This window comes from Bifidobacterium miconisargentati, assembly GCF_019331675.1.
Lineage (GTDB): Bacteria > Actinomycetota > Actinomycetes > Actinomycetales > Bifidobacteriaceae > Bifidobacterium > Bifidobacterium miconisargentati.
The window spans coordinates 62314-78322 of the sequence record NZ_JAHBBJ010000001.1 but is presented as its reverse complement, the minus strand read 5'-3'; the positions used below and the strand labels follow the sequence as shown (position 1 = coordinate 78322).

General features: G+C 64.2%; 13 protein-coding genes and 4 tRNA genes. 16 read left to right on the top strand and 1 reads right to left on the bottom strand.

Annotation, left to right across the window (positions count from 1 at the left end):
- Positions 1–48 precede the first annotated feature (48 nt).
- The 8 genes from KIH81_RS00335 (at position 49) to KIH81_RS00300 (ending at position 4437) form a co-directional block, all read left to right on the top strand.
- Positions 49–1071, top strand: coding sequence for a ribose-phosphate diphosphokinase (locus KIH81_RS00335; RefSeq protein WP_214303571.1), 1023 nt, complete (start codon positions 49–51; stop codon positions 1069–1071).
- A gap of 102 nt (positions 1072–1173) precedes the next feature.
- Positions 1174–1244, top strand: a tRNA-Gln gene (locus tag KIH81_RS00330).
- A 111-nt stretch (positions 1245–1355) separates the two neighbouring features.
- Positions 1356–2738, top strand: a complete 1383-nt coding sequence (gene glmU / locus KIH81_RS00325) for a bifunctional UDP-N-acetylglucosamine diphosphorylase/glucosamine-1-phosphate N-acetyltransferase GlmU (protein WP_214303570.1) — start codon at positions 1356–1358, stop codon at positions 2736–2738.
- Positions 2739–2740: 2 nt separating this feature from the next.
- Complete coding sequence (gene rsfS / locus KIH81_RS00320; RefSeq protein ID WP_109056716.1) at positions 2741–3136, top strand: ribosome silencing factor; 396 nt, start codon at positions 2741–2743, stop codon at positions 3134–3136.
- Positions 3137–3155: 19 nt separating this feature from the next.
- Positions 3156–3857: a histidine phosphatase family protein gene (locus tag KIH81_RS00315; protein WP_214303569.1), complete on the top strand. Its 702-nt coding sequence runs from the start codon at positions 3156–3158 to the stop codon at positions 3855–3857.
- 223 nt (positions 3858–4080) lie between these two features.
- Positions 4081–4153 (top strand) — tRNA-Ala (locus tag KIH81_RS00310).
- A gap of 69 nt (positions 4154–4222) precedes the next feature.
- A tRNA-Ala gene (locus tag KIH81_RS00305) sits at positions 4223–4295 on the top strand.
- A gap of 69 nt (positions 4296–4364) precedes the next feature.
- Positions 4365–4437 (top strand) — tRNA-Ala (locus KIH81_RS00300).
- A gap of 86 nt (positions 4438–4523) precedes the next feature.
- Here the strand turns inward: KIH81_RS00300 and KIH81_RS00295 are convergent.
- The gene (locus tag KIH81_RS00295; RefSeq protein WP_214303568.1) at positions 4524–5393 is read right to left on the bottom strand and encodes a Cof-type HAD-IIB family hydrolase; all 870 of its coding nucleotides are present in this window, start codon (positions 5391–5393) and stop codon (positions 4524–4526) included.
- A 406-nt stretch (positions 5394–5799) separates the two neighbouring features.
- Between KIH81_RS00295 and KIH81_RS00290 the strand changes: the two genes are divergently transcribed.
- From KIH81_RS00290 to pflA, 8 genes are all read left to right on the top strand, one after another.
- Positions 5800–6774, top strand: a complete 975-nt coding sequence (locus KIH81_RS00290; protein ID WP_214303567.1) for a MetQ/NlpA family ABC transporter substrate-binding protein — start codon at positions 5800–5802, stop codon at positions 6772–6774.
- Positions 6775–6907: 133 nt separating this feature from the next.
- A complete protein-coding gene (locus KIH81_RS00285; RefSeq protein ID WP_214303566.1) occupies positions 6908–8110 on the top strand; it encodes a methionine ABC transporter ATP-binding protein in 1203 nt (400 codons plus the stop codon).
- Complete coding sequence (locus KIH81_RS00280; protein ID WP_109056711.1) at positions 8107–8793, top strand: methionine ABC transporter permease; 687 nt, start codon at positions 8107–8109, stop codon at positions 8791–8793. The genes KIH81_RS00285 and KIH81_RS00280 overlap by 4 nt, the downstream gene beginning before the upstream one ends.
- Positions 8794–8938: 145 nt before the next feature.
- The gene (locus KIH81_RS00275; protein ID WP_214303565.1) at positions 8939–10090 is read left to right on the top strand and encodes a M20 metallopeptidase family protein; all 1152 of its coding nucleotides are present in this window, start codon (positions 8939–8941) and stop codon (positions 10088–10090) included.
- Positions 10091–10104: 14 nt separating this feature from the next.
- Positions 10105–11802, top strand: coding sequence for an NAD+ synthase (locus tag KIH81_RS00270; RefSeq protein ID WP_214303564.1), 1698 nt, complete (start codon positions 10105–10107; stop codon positions 11800–11802).
- Between the two features lie 258 nt (positions 11803–12060).
- The gene (locus KIH81_RS00265; RefSeq protein ID WP_214303563.1) at positions 12061–12261 is read left to right on the top strand and encodes a hypothetical protein; all 201 of its coding nucleotides are present in this window, start codon (positions 12061–12063) and stop codon (positions 12259–12261) included.
- Between the two features lie 255 nt (positions 12262–12516).
- A complete protein-coding gene (gene pflB / locus KIH81_RS00260; RefSeq protein ID WP_109056707.1) occupies positions 12517–14892 on the top strand; it encodes a formate C-acetyltransferase in 2376 nt (791 codons plus the stop codon).
- Positions 14893–15104: 212 nt separating this feature from the next.
- Positions 15105–15986 carry a pyruvate formate-lyase-activating protein gene (pflA, locus tag KIH81_RS00255; protein WP_214303562.1) on the top strand — a complete coding sequence of 294 codons (882 nt, stop codon included), beginning with the start codon at positions 15105–15107 and terminating at the stop codon, positions 15984–15986.
- Positions 15987–16009 lie beyond the last annotated feature (23 nt).

The following is a 16009-nucleotide window of genomic DNA, read 5'->3' as shown; positions in this document are numbered from 1 at the left end:
AACAGCTAGACTGAAGAACTGCACTAACGAGACCACACGTTGGGAGTAATGGTGAGCGCAATCCTCGAAGGGAAGCCCGATAAGAATCTGATTCTCGTCACGGGAAGGATTCATCCGAAACTAGCCGAAGATGTCGCCGAACAGCTGGGAATCGACCTGCTGGAGACCACGGCCTACGACTTCGCCAACGGCGAGATGTACGTGCGATACACCGAATCGGTGCGCGGCGCCGACGTGTTCGTGCTCCAGAGCCACTACCAGCCGATCAACAAGGCGATCATGGAGCAGCTCATCATGATCGACGCGCTCAAGCGCGCCTCCGCCCGCTCCGTCACCGCCGTGTGCCCGCTGCTCGGCTATTCCCGCCAGGACAAGAAGCACCGCGGCCGCGAGCCCATCTCCTGCCGCCTCATCTTCGACCTGCTCAAGACCGCAGGCGCCGACCGCATCATGTCCGTGGACCTGCACGCGGCCCAGTCCCAGGGCTTCTTCGACGGCCCGGTGGATCACCTCATCGCCATGCCTGTGCTGGTCGACTACATCCGCGACCGTTTCCAGGGCCATCTGGACAACGTCGCCGTCGTCTCCCCGGACGCCGGCCGCATCCGCGTGGCCGAACAGTGGGCCCAGCGCCTCGGCGGCGGCCCGCTCGCCTTCGTGCACAAGACCCGTGACATCACCCGCCCGAACCAGGCCGTCGCCAACCGTGTGGTCGGCGACGTGGTCGGCAAGGACTGCGTGCTCGTGGACGACCTCATCGACACGGCCGGCACCATCGCCGGAGCCTGCCGCGTGCTGCAGGAGGCCGGTGCCAAGTCCGTGACCGTGGTCGCCACCCACGGCGTGCTCTCCGGCCCCGCGGTCGAGCGCCTCAAGAACTGCGGCGCGCGCGAGGTGGTCCTCACCGACACTGTGCCGATCCCCGAGGAGAAGCGCTGGGACGGCCTGACGGTCCTGTCCATCGCGCCGCTGCTGGCCAGCGCCATCCGCGCCGTGTTCGAGGACGGTTCGGTGGCCGAGCTGTTCGACACTTACCCCGAACACCACGGTCAGGGTTTCCTCTTCGCGTGACGTCCCTCTGACGCCCGCGGAAGGACCGTGTCGGGGCGGCGGATTGCGCCGACTCCGAATCGTATGGTATAAATGAACACTTGTGGGCCAAGCGCCCACGATTCCCCCATGGTGTAATGGCAGCACACGGGTCTTTGGAACCCTTTGTCTTGGTTCGAGTCCAGGTGGGGGAGCGGTCAGACGGTCGTCCGGACATCCGGGCGGCCGTCTATTGTTTTCTGCAGTGACACGGCCCGAAAACAGGCCGCGTCGAATCCTCACGAACGAAGGGAAACACGTCAGTTATGGCACTCTCCGCAGCCATCGTCCTCGCAGCCGGCGAGGGCACCCGCATGCGTTCCAACAAGCCGAAGGTACTGCACACGTTCGCAGGCAAAACCTTCCTGAACAGGGTCATGGATTCGGTGGCCGCGCTGGATCCCGCCACGCTGGCCGTGGTGGTGCACTTCCAGGCCGAGCGCGTGGCCGAGGCCGCCCGTTCCTACGACGAGCACGTCACCATCGTCAACCAGGACGACATCCCCGGCACCGGTCGCGCCGTGCAGTGCGCGATGGCCCAGCTCGCCGAAAACGGCGGCATCGAGGGCCCCGTGCTCATCGCCGCGTCCGACATGCCGCTGCTCGACAGCGACACCCTGCGCAAGCTCGTGGAATTCCACACCGCCTCCGGCAACGGCGCCACCGTGCTCACCACCATCCTCGACGACCCGACCGGCTACGGCCGCATCATCCGCGACCGCGAAGGCAACGTGTTGCGCATCGTGGAGCAGAAGGACGCCAACCGCAGCGAACTGGCCGTGCAGGAGGTGAACACCTCCGTCTACGTGTTCGACGCCGAGCTGCTGGCCCGCGCCATCGCCGATCTCAAGTCCAACAATGCCCAGGGCGAGTTCTACCTGACCGACGCGCTGGAAACCGCCCGTTCCGCCGGCAAGGTCGGCGCGTTCACCGCCCCCGACCCGCTCACCGTGGAAGGCGTGAACGACCGCGTGCAGCTGGCCGCGCTGGCCCGCACCTACAACCGCCGTGTCTGCGAGCACTGGATGCGCGAGGGCGTGACCATCCTCGACCCGGAGACCACCTGGATCGAGGACGACGTCACCATCGGCCGCGACGCCACCATCCTGCCCGGCTCCTTCCTTCAGGGCCGCACGGTCATCGGCGAGGACGCCGTCGTGGGCCCGTACACCACCCTCATCGACGCCGTGGTGGACAACGGTGCGACGGTCGAACGCTCCCGTGTGCAGGAATCGCACATCGGCGCCCGCACGAACATCGGCCCGTGGACCTACCTGCGCCCCGGCAACGAGTTCGGCGAGGACGCCAAGGCCGGTGCGTTCGTGGAGATGAAGAAGGCGCACATCGGCAACGGCACCAAGGTGCCGCACCTGAGCTACGTGGGCGACGCCCAGCTCGGCGACCACACCAACATCGGCGGCGGCACCATCACCGCCAACTACGACGGCGTGCACAAGAACCGCACCGTGATCGGCTCCGGCTGCCATGTGGGCGCCGGCAACCTGTTCGTGGCCCCGGTCGAGGTGGGCGACAACGTCACCACCGGTGCCGGCTCCGTGGTGCGCCACGCCGTGCCCGACGACACGATGGTCTACTCCGAGAACACGCAGCACAACGTCGAGGGCTGGAAGCCCGCCTGGGAGCGCTGATCATGCCGGCACTACAGGACTCCATCAACGCCGTCCGCCTGGCCGCCGAGGCCGCCGACCGCATCAAAGCCACGGACATCGTGGCCTTCGACGTGGCCGACCTGCTCGGCATCACCGACATCATGATGATCGCCGGCGCCTCCAACGAACGCCAGGTGCTGGCCGTGGCCGAGGAGATCGAAAAGGACCTCTACCTCAAGTGCGACGGCCGCCAGCCCCGCTCCCGCGAAGGCCTGACCGAAGGCCAGTGGGTGCTGCTTGACTACGGCGACTTCGTGATCCACGTCATGCATGAGGAATCCCGCGAATTCTATGGACTGGAACGCCTGTGGAAGGATTGCGAGACCATCGACCTGCAGCTGGCGCACCCCGAAACGGCCGCGGTGCCGGTCGACTGACGCGAAAGGTACGAATCCCATGGCTACCCGTCATGTCCGCTCCATCTTCCTGATCCGCCACGGCCGCACGTCCTACAACGCGGCCCACAAACTGCAGGGGCAGGTGGATATCCCGCTCGACGCCGTCGGCCGGTGGCAGGTGCGTCAGACCGCCGCCGCGCTGAAGGACCTCTACGTGGACCGCAGGCCGGAGACGAGCGACCGCATCATCGTATGTTCCGACCTTTCCCGTGCGCACGCCACCGCGCAGGCCTTCGCGGACGTGCTGGGCGGCGCCGAGGTGCACGACGACGAACGTGTGCGCGAACGCAGCTTCGGCGATTGGGACGGTCACGCCGTGTCCGAACTGGCCGAACGGTACCCCGAGGACTTCCGCTCCTGGATGGAACACCGCGGCGGCGAACTCAAATACGGTGCCGAGCCCAAGGAACATGTGGGCGCGCGTGGCGTGGCGGCCCTTGAGGACTGGTCCGCGCGGGCCGGGGAGAATACGGACCTGTTCGTGTTCTCGCACGGTGCATGGATCGCCCAGACCCTGCAGACGCTGCTGGGGTTGAGCCAGGTGGATCCCTCGTTCGCGTCCGTGGTCTCCATGCGCAACGCCCATTGGGTGCGGCTGGTGCCGATGGACCTGCCGGACGGGTCGGTGCGTTGGCGCCTGCTGGAATACAACCACGGCCCGGCCATCGCGGACACCGATGAATGGGAACGCGAACGCTGAACCGGAATGAGTCGGAATGGGCCGGAATTGGTTTCCCTCATGGGGTATGCCGATTCCGGCTCATTCGATCTTTCGGGCAACATAACTGAATAATGTGCCAAAATCGTTGGAATTCCGGGCGAAATCCACGTGAATTCAACACTGCGACACGCCGAATGTTGCCTTATTTGCAAACTCGTCGTAATGTATACGAGGTTCAAAACGGACCGCACAAATGAAAAACGGGGCTATAGCGCAGCTGGTAGCGCATCTCCATGGCATGGAGAGGGTCGGGGGTTCGAATCCCCCTAGCTCCACGAAGAAGCCGTCAGCGGCCGGTGTTGATGGTTTCCCGTTGATTCATGTGAGTGAGTCAAAACCCGTTTGGGGCTATAGCGCAGCTGGTAGCGCATCTCCATGGCATGGAGAGGGTCGGGGGTTCGAATCCCCCTAGCTCCACGAAGAAGCCGTCAGCGGCCAGTGTTGATGGTTTCCCGTTGATTCATGTGAGTGAGTCAAAACCCGTTTGGGGCTATAGCGCAGCTGGTAGCGCATCTCCATGGCATGGAGAGGGTCAGGGGTTCGAATCCCCTTAGCTCCACAGACAAGGCCGGTGCATTGCGCGCCGGCCTTTTGCGTTTCCGCCGGGCAGCCCGGCCGGACGCGCCGGCAGGGGCCGGCCGGGACTCACAGCACGCCGAAGTGCAGCAGGGCGTTGAGCACGCCGTCATGATCCACGTCGTCGGTCACGTAATCCGCGGCGGCCTTCGGCTCGTCGGTGGCGTTGCCCATCGCGACGCCGATACCGGCGTAGGCGAGCATGGCCGTGTCGTTGCCGCCATCGCCGAACGCCATCGTCTGCTCGCGTGTGATGCCGTAATGGGCCATGAACCGCTGGATGCCGCGTGGCTTGCCGCCGTCGGCCGGAATGAGGTCGGTGAAGTCCGGATGCCAGCGCACGCCGCGCACGTTGCGGCACAGGAAGACCAGCTCGGCTTCCTCGTCCGGGCCGATGAACGGGCTGATCTGGAAGGTCTCGTGCGAGGCCGTACGCTCGTGCGGATCGTCGAAATACCGTGTGGGCGCGGTCTTGCCGAGTTGGGCCCATGTGGCTTGCAGCGCCTCGTTGGTGTGGTTGAAGTACACGTAGTCCCTCTCGCCGAAGTTGGACACCACGTCCGGGTGCCTGTCCAGCCAGCCGAGAATCGTCTCGATGTCGTCCGGGTCAATGGCCTGCGAGGCGAAGAATCCGGTGTCGTCGAAGCAGTACTGGCCGTTGAACGCCACGATGCCGTCGAACGTTACCGGCATGGTGTCCAGCACCACGCCCATCTGCGAGGGCGCGCGACCCGTGCAGATGAGCACCTTGACGCCCTTGGCCTGCAGACGGTGGATCGCGTCCACGGCGGAATCGGGCACCTTGTGCGTGGCGAAGCTGGTGAGCGTGCCGTCGATGTCGAAGAACACGGCCCTGATGTCGTTTCCGCGGGCGGTGGAGGGAACGCCGGAGTCGCGGGCGGGGGAGAGGAAGGAATCGTCGTCGATGATGTTGTTCATGTCTTCATTGTCCGTGTTGGGCGGACGCGACTGTGTGAATGGACGTGTCCATACCGGGCGGACGTGACCGCGAGAACGGATGTGTCCGTGCTGCGCCGATCCAAGCGCGAATGCCGAGCCTGTGGGCCGGTCGAAGCCGTGATGAAGTCCGCATAATGGTCATTCCCGGCTCAAGTACGCCGCGAACCCGTCTCGAACCGGTCTTATAGCGGGCTATCAAACCGTGTGATTCCGGCCGCTTATACACCCGTCATAAGCAACACCTATACGGCAATCGGCCATTTTCCGCCATTTCCCGGTTGCCGGGACGCTATGGTTAAGACCGTCAACAACGCGAAGGGCCGTACGGAAGAGAACCGGCCCGGCCCGCACAGGGCCAAACCGAACCAACAGAGAGAGGAAACCAATGACCGCAGCAACCCAGCCGGCCACTCCGGCCAACAACAACGAACCGGTGCGCGTGAACCACACCGTCCGCAACATCATCATCACCATCGTGGTGGTCGCCATCGTCGCCGTGGGCGCGTTCTTCGGCTATCGCTCCTTCGCCGGCGCCGGCGAATCCGCCGCCAAGGGCACCAAGGACAACCCGGTCAAGATCGGCGTCGTGGGCGCCACCAACCCCGAATGGGTCAAGTTCAAGCAGAAGGCCGAGGCCGCGGGCATCTACGTGGACATCATCGACTTCCAGGACTACACCTCCGAGAACCCGGCCCTTGACTCCGGCGAGCTCGACCTCAACGAGTTCCAGCACCTGCTCTACCTGGCCAACTACAACGTGAGCAACAACAAGGACCTTCAGCCCATCGGCGGCACCGCCATCTACCCGCTCGGCGTGTACTCCACCAAGGTCAAGAGCATCGACGACATCAAGCAGGGCGACACCGTCACCATCCCGAACGACGAGACCAACCAGGCCCGCGCCATCGGCGTGCTCAAGGCCGCCGGCCTCGTGACCCTCAAGGGCGACTGGACCGCCTTCTCCACCCCGGCCGACATCGATGAGGCCAAGAGCAAGGTCAAGGTGACCCCGCTGAAGGCCGAGCAGGTGGCCACCACCCTCAAGGATCCGACCATCGCCGCCGGCGTGATCAACAACGACTACGTCGCCGACGCCGGCCTCGACCCGAAGGACGCCATCTACCAGGACAACGCCGAATCCGAGGAGGCCCGCCCGTACATCAACGTGTGGGTGGCCCGCAAGGCGGACGTGAACAACGAGACCTACAAGAAGCTCATCGACATCTTCCACGAGAAGGACGTGCTCGACGCCCTCCAGGAGAACTCCGGCGGCACCGCGGTCTTCGCCGACAAGTTCAGCGCCGAGGAGCTGCAGGGCTTCCTCAAGGACATCGAGAAGGACGCCAAGGCACAGCAGTGACCGGCGGTCGGTAGGATTCATACGGATCCGTACGGCCAGTGATGCCGGGCGGGGAGGAACGAAGGGTTCCGCCCCGCCCGGCATCACGCCGTAGCGCAAACGGCAAAACGATATACGACAATCAGGAGAACCCATGAGCGACCCCATCATCACGTTCGACCATGTGGTCAAGGAATTCAAGGTCCGTGGTCGCAAGGCCGGCGTGGCCCGCGCCGTGGACGACGTGAGCCTGACCATCAACCGAGGTGACATCTTCGGCATCATCGGCTATTCCGGTGCCGGCAAATCCACGCTGGTCCGACTCATCAACGCCCTCGAGCAGCCCACCGGCGGTTCGGTGAGCGTGCTCGGCACGGACATCACCTCCCTGAGTGAATCCAAGCTCAGGCCCATCCGCCAGAAGATCGGCATGATCTTCCAGCAGTTCAACCTGTTCTCCACCAAGACCGTGGCGCAGAACATCGCCTACCCGCTCCAGCTCGACCATTGGCGCAAGGACTACCAGGACCGTCGTGTGGCCGAACTGCTCGACTTCGTCGGCCTGTCCGAACACGCGGACAAGTACCCCTCCCAGCTGTCCGGCGGCCAGAAGCAGCGCGTCGGCATCGCACGCGCCCTGGCCACCAACCCCGAGATCCTGCTCGCCGACGAGGCCACCAGCGCCCTCGACCCCGAGACCACCACCGAGGTGCTCGCGCTCCTCAAGCGCGTGAACAAGGAATTCGGCATCACCATCGTGCTCATCACCCACCAGATGAACGTGGTCCAGCAGATCGCGGACCGTGTGGCCGTGATGAGCGCCGGCCGCGTGGTCGAATCCGGCGACGTGTACGACGTGTTCGCCGCGCCCCAGCAGCCGGTCACCAAGCGGTTCATCGCCACCGCGCTGTCCGGACTGCCCGAGGAGGACCGCGTCGAGCGTCTCCACACCGAATGGTCCGGCCGCATCGTCACCGTGCTCATCCGCCAGAAGGACGTCTCCGACAGCCACGGCCGCGAGGTGGCCGCCTCCGGACAGAACATCTCCGAACTCATCGCCAAGCACGGCATCGAATCCGGCCTGCTGTACGGCGGCATCGACACCGTGCGCGGTTCTGCGATCGGCGCCATCACTTACGAATTCAAGGGCGACGACGCGCGCGTGAACGCCTTCCTCTCCGAACTCGCCGAAAACAGCGACGTCATCGACTTCGGCACCGCCGCGAACCCCGTACCGTACGACGAGGCCGTTTCCGGGTACACGCCGGAGCATGCGCCGATCACCCCGGCCGCCGATGACGCCGATGCCGGCAAGACGGACGCCGCCGGCCAGAACAACGAAGGAGCCCAATCATGATCGTCCTCGCCAATCCGCGCAGCGACTGGAGCGTCCTCAAGCCCCTGCTGTTCCAGTCCATCGGCCAGACCCTGACCATGGTGCTCATCACCCTCGTGGTGGGCGGCTTCCTGGGCCTCATCCTCGGCGTCGTGCTCTACGGCACCCGCCCGGGCAACCTGTTCGAGAACGCCGTGGTCTACCGCATCCTTGACATCATCGTCAACATCGTGCGGCCCATCCCGTTCATCATCTTCCTGGCGGCCATGCAGCCGCTGACCATCGTGGTGGTCGGCACATCCATCGGCACCGTGGCGGCCATCTTCCCGATGGTCGTGATGTGCACCTTCGCCACCTCGCGCCTGGTGGAACAGAACCTCGTGCCCGTGGACCCCGGCATGATCGAGGCCGCCCGTTCTATGGGCGCCGGCAAGCTCACCATCATTCGCACGGTTCTCATCCCTGAAGCGCTCGCCCCGCTCATCCTGGCCTACGCCTTCCTGTTCATCGGCGTGCTCGACATGTCCGCCATGGCCGGCTACATCGGTGGCGGCGGCCTTGGTAACTTCGCCATCGCCTACGGCTACCAGAAGTTCGACCAGACCGTCACCTGGACGGCCGTGATCATCATGATCGTGCTGGTCCAGGTGGTTCAGGGCATCGCCAACGCCATCGCCAAGCGACTGCTCAAGCGCCAGCAGTAGCCGTTCGGCCAACCCATCCGGCGCACCCGCTGCGCCCATGCGAGGATCTCCCGCCGACATGCACTTGGCGGGAGATCTTCGCGTAATTTCACGCAATACGGGCGCATTCCCGTACTTTTCACCCGCCTTACTAGAATCGGCAACCATGAGCGAACATATCGAGATCGACCCCGAACTCACCACCATCCGTCACTACCTGCACGCCCACCCCGAGCGCAGCTTCAAGGAATTCGACACCAGCATCTACCTCGCCGACCAGCTCAAGGCGCACGGCATCGAAATCCTCGACAACCCGCTGGAAACCGGCGTCGTTGGCCTCATCCAGGGTGAGGCCGGACCGGGTCCGCGCATTGGCCTGCGGGCCGACATCGACGGCCTGCCGATCGTGGAGGATTCCGGACTGGAGTTCAGCTCGGTCAACCACGGCGTGATGCACGGCTGCGGCCACGACCTGCACATGACCGGCCTGTTGGGCGCCGCCTTCTGGCTCGCCGAGCACCGCGACCGTTTCGCCGGCTCGATCAAGATCCTGTTCCAGCCCAGCGAGGAGACCGGCAGGGGAGCGCGCTCCATGATCGACGCCGGCCTCGTGGACGACGTGGACGCCATCATCGGCACGCACAACAACCCCAACTACGCCCCAGGCCAGCTCGCCATCGGCGTGGAACCCATGATGGCCGGCTGCGTGAAGTTCCACGTGGACCTGCACGCGCAGGGCACCCACGCCGCCTACCCGTACAAGGGCACCGGCCCGCTCGAGGCGCTCGCCAGCATGATTCTGAGCCTGCAGACCATCGTGAGCCGCAACGTGACGCCCTTCCATCCGCTGGTCCTCTCCGTGACCGAGATCCATGGCGGCGACGTGTGGAACGTGGTGCCCGCCGAAGCCGGATTCCAGGGTACCGTGCGCTACTTCCACAAGGAGGACGGCAACCTGGTGGGCCGTCGCTTCAAGGAGGTCGTGCAGCACACCGCCGAGGCGTACGGTATCAGGGCCGACGTGGATTGGGACGATTTCCAGGATCCGCTCGTCTCCGACCCCTCGCTCGCCAAGGCCGTGGCGGCGGACGTGCACGACTACGCGCAGCTTGAGCCGATTCGCCCGTCCATGGCGGGGGAGGACTTCTGCGAGTTCGCCAAGGTGACCCTGCCCGTGTTCGCCTTCGTGGGCTCCAACGGCCAGGAAGGCTGCGCCGACTGGCACAGCCCGAACTTCGTGGGCCTCGACGAATCCATCCCCACGTTCGTCAACTTCTACGTCAACGCCGCCCTGCGCGTGCTCAACGAACTGAGCTGAGTACACTGAAGACCATGACACAGCTTCGTTTCGCACTCGCCCAGATCGATACCTGCGTCGGCGCGCTCGACGCCAACGCCGACAAGGTGCTCGACTACTCCCGCAAGGCCGCCGAAGGCCACGCCCAGGTGGTGGTCTTCCCCGAAATGACCCTGACCGGCTATCCGATCGAGGATCTCGCCCTGCGCCGCACCTTCCGCCAGGCCGCATGGGACAAGGCCAACGATCTCGCCGCACGCCTCGCCGCCGAGGGCCTGGGCTCGCTGTTCGTGGTGGTCGGCACCGTGGGCACCGACCGCGCCACCTCCAAGCCGCGCAACCGCCTCGTGGTCCTGCACGAGGGCGTGGTCTGGGCCGGCTACGACAAGCACTTCCTGCCCAACTACGGCGTCTTCGACGAATTCCGCATCTTCTCCTCCGGCGACCGTTCCGTCACCCTCGACGTGGACGGCGCCCGCATCGGCGTGGCCATCTGCGAGGACATCTGGCAGGACGGCGGCCCGGTGGCCGAGCTGGCCGGCAAGGGCATCGACCTGCTGCTGACCATCAACGGCTCCCCGTACGAGGAGGGCAAGACCCACACGCGCCTCGAACTCGCGCAGCGCCGCGCCGCCGAGGTCAAGGCCCCGGTCATCTACCTGAACCAGGTGGGCGGCCAGGACGACCTCGTCTTCGACGGCGGCAGCTTCGTGGTGGACGCCGACGGCGCACTGCTCGAACGCAGCCCCATGTTCATGGAGGACCTCACCTTCTGGGACTTCGACCCGGCCGTCGAACACCAGGCCAAGGCCGACATCGCCGACCTGCCCGACCCGGACGAGGAGATCTACACCGCCTGCGTGCTCGGTCTCAAGGACTACATGGCCAAGAACCACTTCAAGGGCGTGACCCTCGGCCTGTCGGGCGGCATCGACTCCGCGCTCGTGGCCGCCATGGCCGCCGACGCCTGCGGCGGCGAAAACGTCTGGGGCATCTCCATGCCTTCCATGTACTCCTCGGACGGCTCCAAGGACGACGCCGCCGATCTGGCCGCCAACATCGGCGCCCACTATGAGGTCCAGCCCATCGAACCGCTGTTCAACGCCTACCAGACCCAGCTGCACCTCGAAGGCGTGTCCGCCGAGAACCTGCAGGCCCGCATCCGCGGCGTGATCGTGATGGCCAGCTCCAACTCGCGCGGCCTGCTCGCCGTGGCCACCGGCAACAAGTCCGAGCTCGCCTGCGGCTACTCCACCATCTACGGCGACGCCGTGGGCGGCTACGCACCCATCAAGGATCTTCTCAAGACCCGCGTGTGGGAGGTGAGTCGCTGGCGCAACAGGGCCGCGGCCGCAGGCGTGGGCATCGGCGGCCTGAAGATCGTGGGCAACGAGGCCGGCGACCCCGGCATCCAGCTCAAGGACGGCGTGATGATCCCGGTCTCCTCCATCGAGAAGGCCCCCTCCGCCGAGCTGCGCCCCGGCCAGAAGGACTCTGACTCCCTGCCCGAATACGCGCTGCTCGACAAGGTGCTCGCCGCGTACATCGAGCACGCGCACGGACGCGCCGACCTGCTCGCCGACGGCTTTGACGAGGCCACTGTGGACACGGTGATGCGACTGGTGGACCGCGCCGAATGGAAGCGCCGCCAGTACCCGCTCGGCCCCAAGGTCACGGCCCTCGCCTTCGGCCGCGACCGCCGCCTGCCCGTGACCAACGCCTTCCGTGAGTAGTCGTTCTCGGAAACCAGAATCGGCATGGCTCCTGTTCCTGGTTCCCCTTGTCGGGACATTGCCGTGAAGCAAACTGCAAAGCTGTTTGTAGGCGATGTGCGAGACGACAGTCGAGCCGGCAGAGCGCGAACGAAGTTCGTCTGCAATTGCAGGACGAGCTGGCGGCGAAGCCGACTGAGGGGTAGTCCGCCCGGATTCATGGCAACCTCATGTACCGGAGACATTACGTATTCAAATCGGAAAGGAAGCCGAAAAGACATGACCGACAACGACAAGCAGTGGTACTTCAACACCGTCAAAGGCAAGGCCGAGCTCGGCCCGATCTCACCCATCGACCAGCGCATGGGCCCCTACAAGACCAAGGAGGACGCCGAACACGCCTGGGACATCGTGATGGACCGCAATGCCAAATGGGAGGAGCAGGACCGCCAATGGAACGGTGAAGGCTACCGTCGCTGATCCGCAAATTCTCATATAGTGAAAAACCGCTCATGCGCACACCGACGCATGAGCGGTTTTTCATGTGACGAACACCACAACATGAAGGGAATCGCCGCGAAAAAGCCCTAGAAACCATTGGAATGATAGCGTTCACAAACGAATGTGAGATAGCTCACTTCCGATTTCAGCTTTTCCCAAGCATGCGCAAACTACACTAAGTAACCAACGATTCCGTGAAGATGCGAAATCGACAACCCCATTTAAAGGAGTGACATGACCGCAGTAGAAAATGCAGCTGTCTCCCAGGAGGAGCTCGAAGCAAAGGCGTGGGCCGGCTTCACCGAAGGCAACTGGCAGAAGGACATTGATGTCCGCGACTTCATCCAGAAGAACTACACCCCGTACGAGGGCGATGAATCCTTCCTGGCTCCGGCTACCGAGAAGACCAAGCACCTGTGGAAGTACCTTGACGACAACTACCTGGCCGTGGAGCGCAAGCAGCGCGTCTACGACGTGGACACCCACACCCCGGCCGACATCGATGCCTTCCCGGCCGGCTACATCGATTCCCCGGAGGTCGACAACGTGATCGTCGGCCTGCAGACCGATGTTCCCTGCAAGCGCGCCATGATGCCGAACGGCGGCTGGCGTATGGTCGAGCAGGCCATCAAGGAGGCCGGCAAGGAGCCGGATCCGGAGATCAAGAAGATCTTCACCAAGTACCGCAAGACCCACAACGACGGCGTCTTCGGCGTGTACACCAAGCAGATCAAGGTCGCCCGCCACAACAAGATCCTCACCGGCCTGCCGGATGCCTACGGCCGTGGCCGCATCATCGGCGACTACCGCCGTGTGGCCCTGTACGGCGTCAACAAGCTGATCGCCTTCAAGAAGCGCGACAAGGACTCCGTGCCGTACCGCAACGACTTCACCGAGCCGGAGATCGAGCACTGGATCCGCTTCCGCGAGGAGCACGACGAGCAGATCAAGGCCCTGAAGAAGCTCATCAACCTCGGCAACGAGTACGGCCTCGACCTGTCCCGCCCGGCCCAGACCGCCCAGGAAGCCGTGCAGTGGACCTACATGGGCTACCTGGCCTCCATCAAGTCCCAGGACGGCGCCGCCATGTCCTTCGGCCGTAACTCCGCCTTCCTTGACTGCTACATCGAGCGCGACCTCAAGGCCGGCAAGATCACCGAGACCGACGCCCAGGAGCTCATCGACAACATCGTCATGAAGCTGCGCATCGTCCGCTTCCTGCGCACCAAGGACTACGACGCCATCTTCTCCGGCGATCCGTACTGGGCGACCTGGTCCGACGCCGGCTTCGGCGACGACGGTCGTCCGCTGGTCACCAAGACCTCCTTCCGTCTGCTCAACACCCTGACCCTTGAGCACCTCGGACCTGGCCCGGAGCCGAACATCACCATTTTCTGGGATCCGAAGCTGCCGGAAGGCTACAAGCGCTTCTGCGCCAAGATCTCCATCGACACCTCCGCCATCCAGTACGAGTCCGATAAGGAGATTCGTTCTCACTGGGGCGACGACGCCGCCATCGCCTGCTGCGTCTCCCCGATGCGCGTGGGCAAGCAGATGCAGTTCTTCGCCGCCCGCGTGAACTCCGCCAAGGCCCTGCTGTACGCCATCAACGGCGGCCGCGACGAGATGACAGGCATGCAGGTCATCGACAAGGGCGTGATCGATCCGATCAAGCCCGAGGCCGACGGCTCCCTGGACTACGAGAAGGTCAAGAACAACTACGAGAAGGCTCTCGAGTGGCTGTCCGAGACCTACGTCATGGCCCTGAACATCATCCACTACATGCACGATAAGTACGCCTACGAGTCCATCGAGATGGCCCTGCACGACAAGGAGGTGTACCGCACCCTGGGTTGCGGCATGTCCGGTCTGTCCATCGCCGCCGACTCCCTGGCCGCCATCAAGTACGCCAAGGTGTACCCGATCACCAACGCCGAGGCCAAGAACCTCGAGGGCCACGAGTACGAGTACGTCGAGGGTGCCGATGACGATTTGGTCGTGGGCTACCGCACCGACGGCGAGTTCCCGATCTACGGCAACGACGACGACCGCGCCGACGACATCGCCAAGTGGGTCGTGTCCACCGTGATGGGCCAGGTCAAGCGCCTGCCCGTCTACCGTGGCGCCGTCCCGACCCAGTCCATCCTGACCATCACCTCCAACGTGGAGTACGGCAAGAACACCGGTTCCTTCCCGTCCGGCCACAAGAAGGGCACCCCGTACGCCCCGGGCGCCAACCCGGAGAACGGCATGGACTCCCACGGCATGCTGCCGTCCATGTTCTCCGTCGGCAAGATCGACTACAACGACGCTCTTGACGGCATCTCGCTGACCAACACCATCACCCCCGATGGCCTGGGCCGCGACGAAGAGGAGCGCATCGGCAACCTGGTCGGCATCCTGGACGCCGGCAACGGCCACGGCCTCTACCACGCCAACATCAACGTGCTGCGCAAGGAGACCATGGAGGACGCCGTCGAGCACCCGGAGAAGTACCCGCACCTGACCGTGCGCGTCTCCGGCTACGCGGTGAACTTCGTCAAGCTCACCAAGGAGCAGCAGCTCGACGTGATCTCCCGTACCTTCCACCAGGGCGCCGTCACCGACTGATTCGTCGATGAACGCGACCGTGTGAAACGGTAGAACGATGAAGGGGTGGGCTTCGTCCCACCCCTTCCTTATGACTTCGGTGTTCCCTCCCTTGACTTCCCTCGGGAGAGATTCACCGTACATGATTGAGGGGAGTGGGCCCGGTCACAGACGATTGGTAACCGCCGGCAATCCACAGGGCCTGTCGCATCACTTGCAGGAACAGGAGGACAATGATGCCCGACAACCAGTTCCGTACCACCACGCGCCACATGCTGCGCGAATCCAAGACGTACGCCTCACAGACCCTCATGGGCGGTCTGTCCGGCTTTGAATCGCCCATCGGCCTCGATCGCCGCGACCGCATCGCCGCGCTCAAGTCAGGCGACATCGGCTTCGTCCACTCCTGGGACATCAACACCTCCGTGGACGGTCCGGGCACGCGCATGACCGTGTTCATGTCCGGCTGCCCGCTGCGCTGCCAGTACTGCCAGAACCCGGACACCTGGAAGATGCGCGACGGCAAGCCCGTGTACCTCGACGCCATGATCAAGAAAGTGGACCGCTACAAGGACCTGTTCAAGGCCACGCATGGCGGCATCACGTTCTCCGGCGGCGAATCCATGATGCAGCCCGCCTTCGTTTCGCGCGTGTTCCACGCCGCCAAGGAGATGGGCGTGCATACCTGTCTCGACACCTCCGGCTTCCTCAACACCAACTACACCGACGAGATGCTCGAGGACATCGACCTGTGCCTGCTGGACGTCAAGTCCGGCAACGAGGAGACCTACCACAAGGTCACCGGCGGCACGCTGCAGCCCACCATCGACTTCGGTCAGCGACTGGCCAAGGCCGGCAAGAAGATCTGGGTGCGCTTCGTACTGGTTCCGGGGCTCACGGACTCCGAGGAGAACGTGGAGCAGGTGGCCCAGATCTGCGAGACCTTCGGCGACGCCGTGGAACACATCGACGTGCTCGGCTTCCACCAGCTCGGCCGCCCGAAGTGGCATGAGCTGCGCATCCCGTACCCGCTGGAGAACCAGAAGGGCCCGAACGCCGCCACCCGTGAGCGCGTGGCCAACCAGTTCAAGGCCCACGGTTTTACGGTGTATTAAACCAATAATATTACAAAAGGCAG

Coding starts and splice junctions, on each gene's coding strand:
- pflB (WP_109056707.1), top strand. CDS start 12,517: ATGACCGCAGTAGAAAATGCAGCTGTCTCCCAGGAGGAGCTCGAAGCA.
- KIH81_RS00270 (WP_214303564.1), top strand. CDS start 10,105: ATGACACAGCTTCGTTTCGCACTCGCCCAGATCGATACCTGCGTCGGC.
- KIH81_RS00335 (WP_214303571.1), top strand. CDS start 49: ATGGTGAGCGCAATCCTCGAAGGGAAGCCCGATAAGAATCTGATTCTC.
- KIH81_RS00315 (WP_214303569.1), top strand. CDS start 3,156: ATGGCTACCCGTCATGTCCGCTCCATCTTCCTGATCCGCCACGGCCGC.
- KIH81_RS00265 (WP_214303563.1), top strand. CDS start 12,061: ATGACCGACAACGACAAGCAGTGGTACTTCAACACCGTCAAAGGCAAG.
- KIH81_RS00290 (WP_214303567.1), top strand. CDS start 5,800: ATGACCGCAGCAACCCAGCCGGCCACTCCGGCCAACAACAACGAACCG.
- glmU (WP_214303570.1), top strand. CDS start 1,356: ATGGCACTCTCCGCAGCCATCGTCCTCGCAGCCGGCGAGGGCACCCGC.
- pflA (WP_214303562.1), top strand. CDS start 15,105: ATGATGCCCGACAACCAGTTCCGTACCACCACGCGCCACATGCTGCGC.
- rsfS (WP_109056716.1), top strand. CDS start 2,741: ATGCCGGCACTACAGGACTCCATCAACGCCGTCCGCCTGGCCGCCGAG.
- KIH81_RS00295 (WP_214303568.1), bottom strand. CDS start 5,393: ATGAACAACATCATCGACGACGATTCCTTCCTCTCCCCCGCCCGCGAC.
- KIH81_RS00285 (WP_214303566.1), top strand. CDS start 6,908: ATGAGCGACCCCATCATCACGTTCGACCATGTGGTCAAGGAATTCAAG.
- KIH81_RS00280 (WP_109056711.1), top strand. CDS start 8,107: ATGATCGTCCTCGCCAATCCGCGCAGCGACTGGAGCGTCCTCAAGCCC.
- KIH81_RS00275 (WP_214303565.1), top strand. CDS start 8,939: ATGAGCGAACATATCGAGATCGACCCCGAACTCACCACCATCCGTCAC.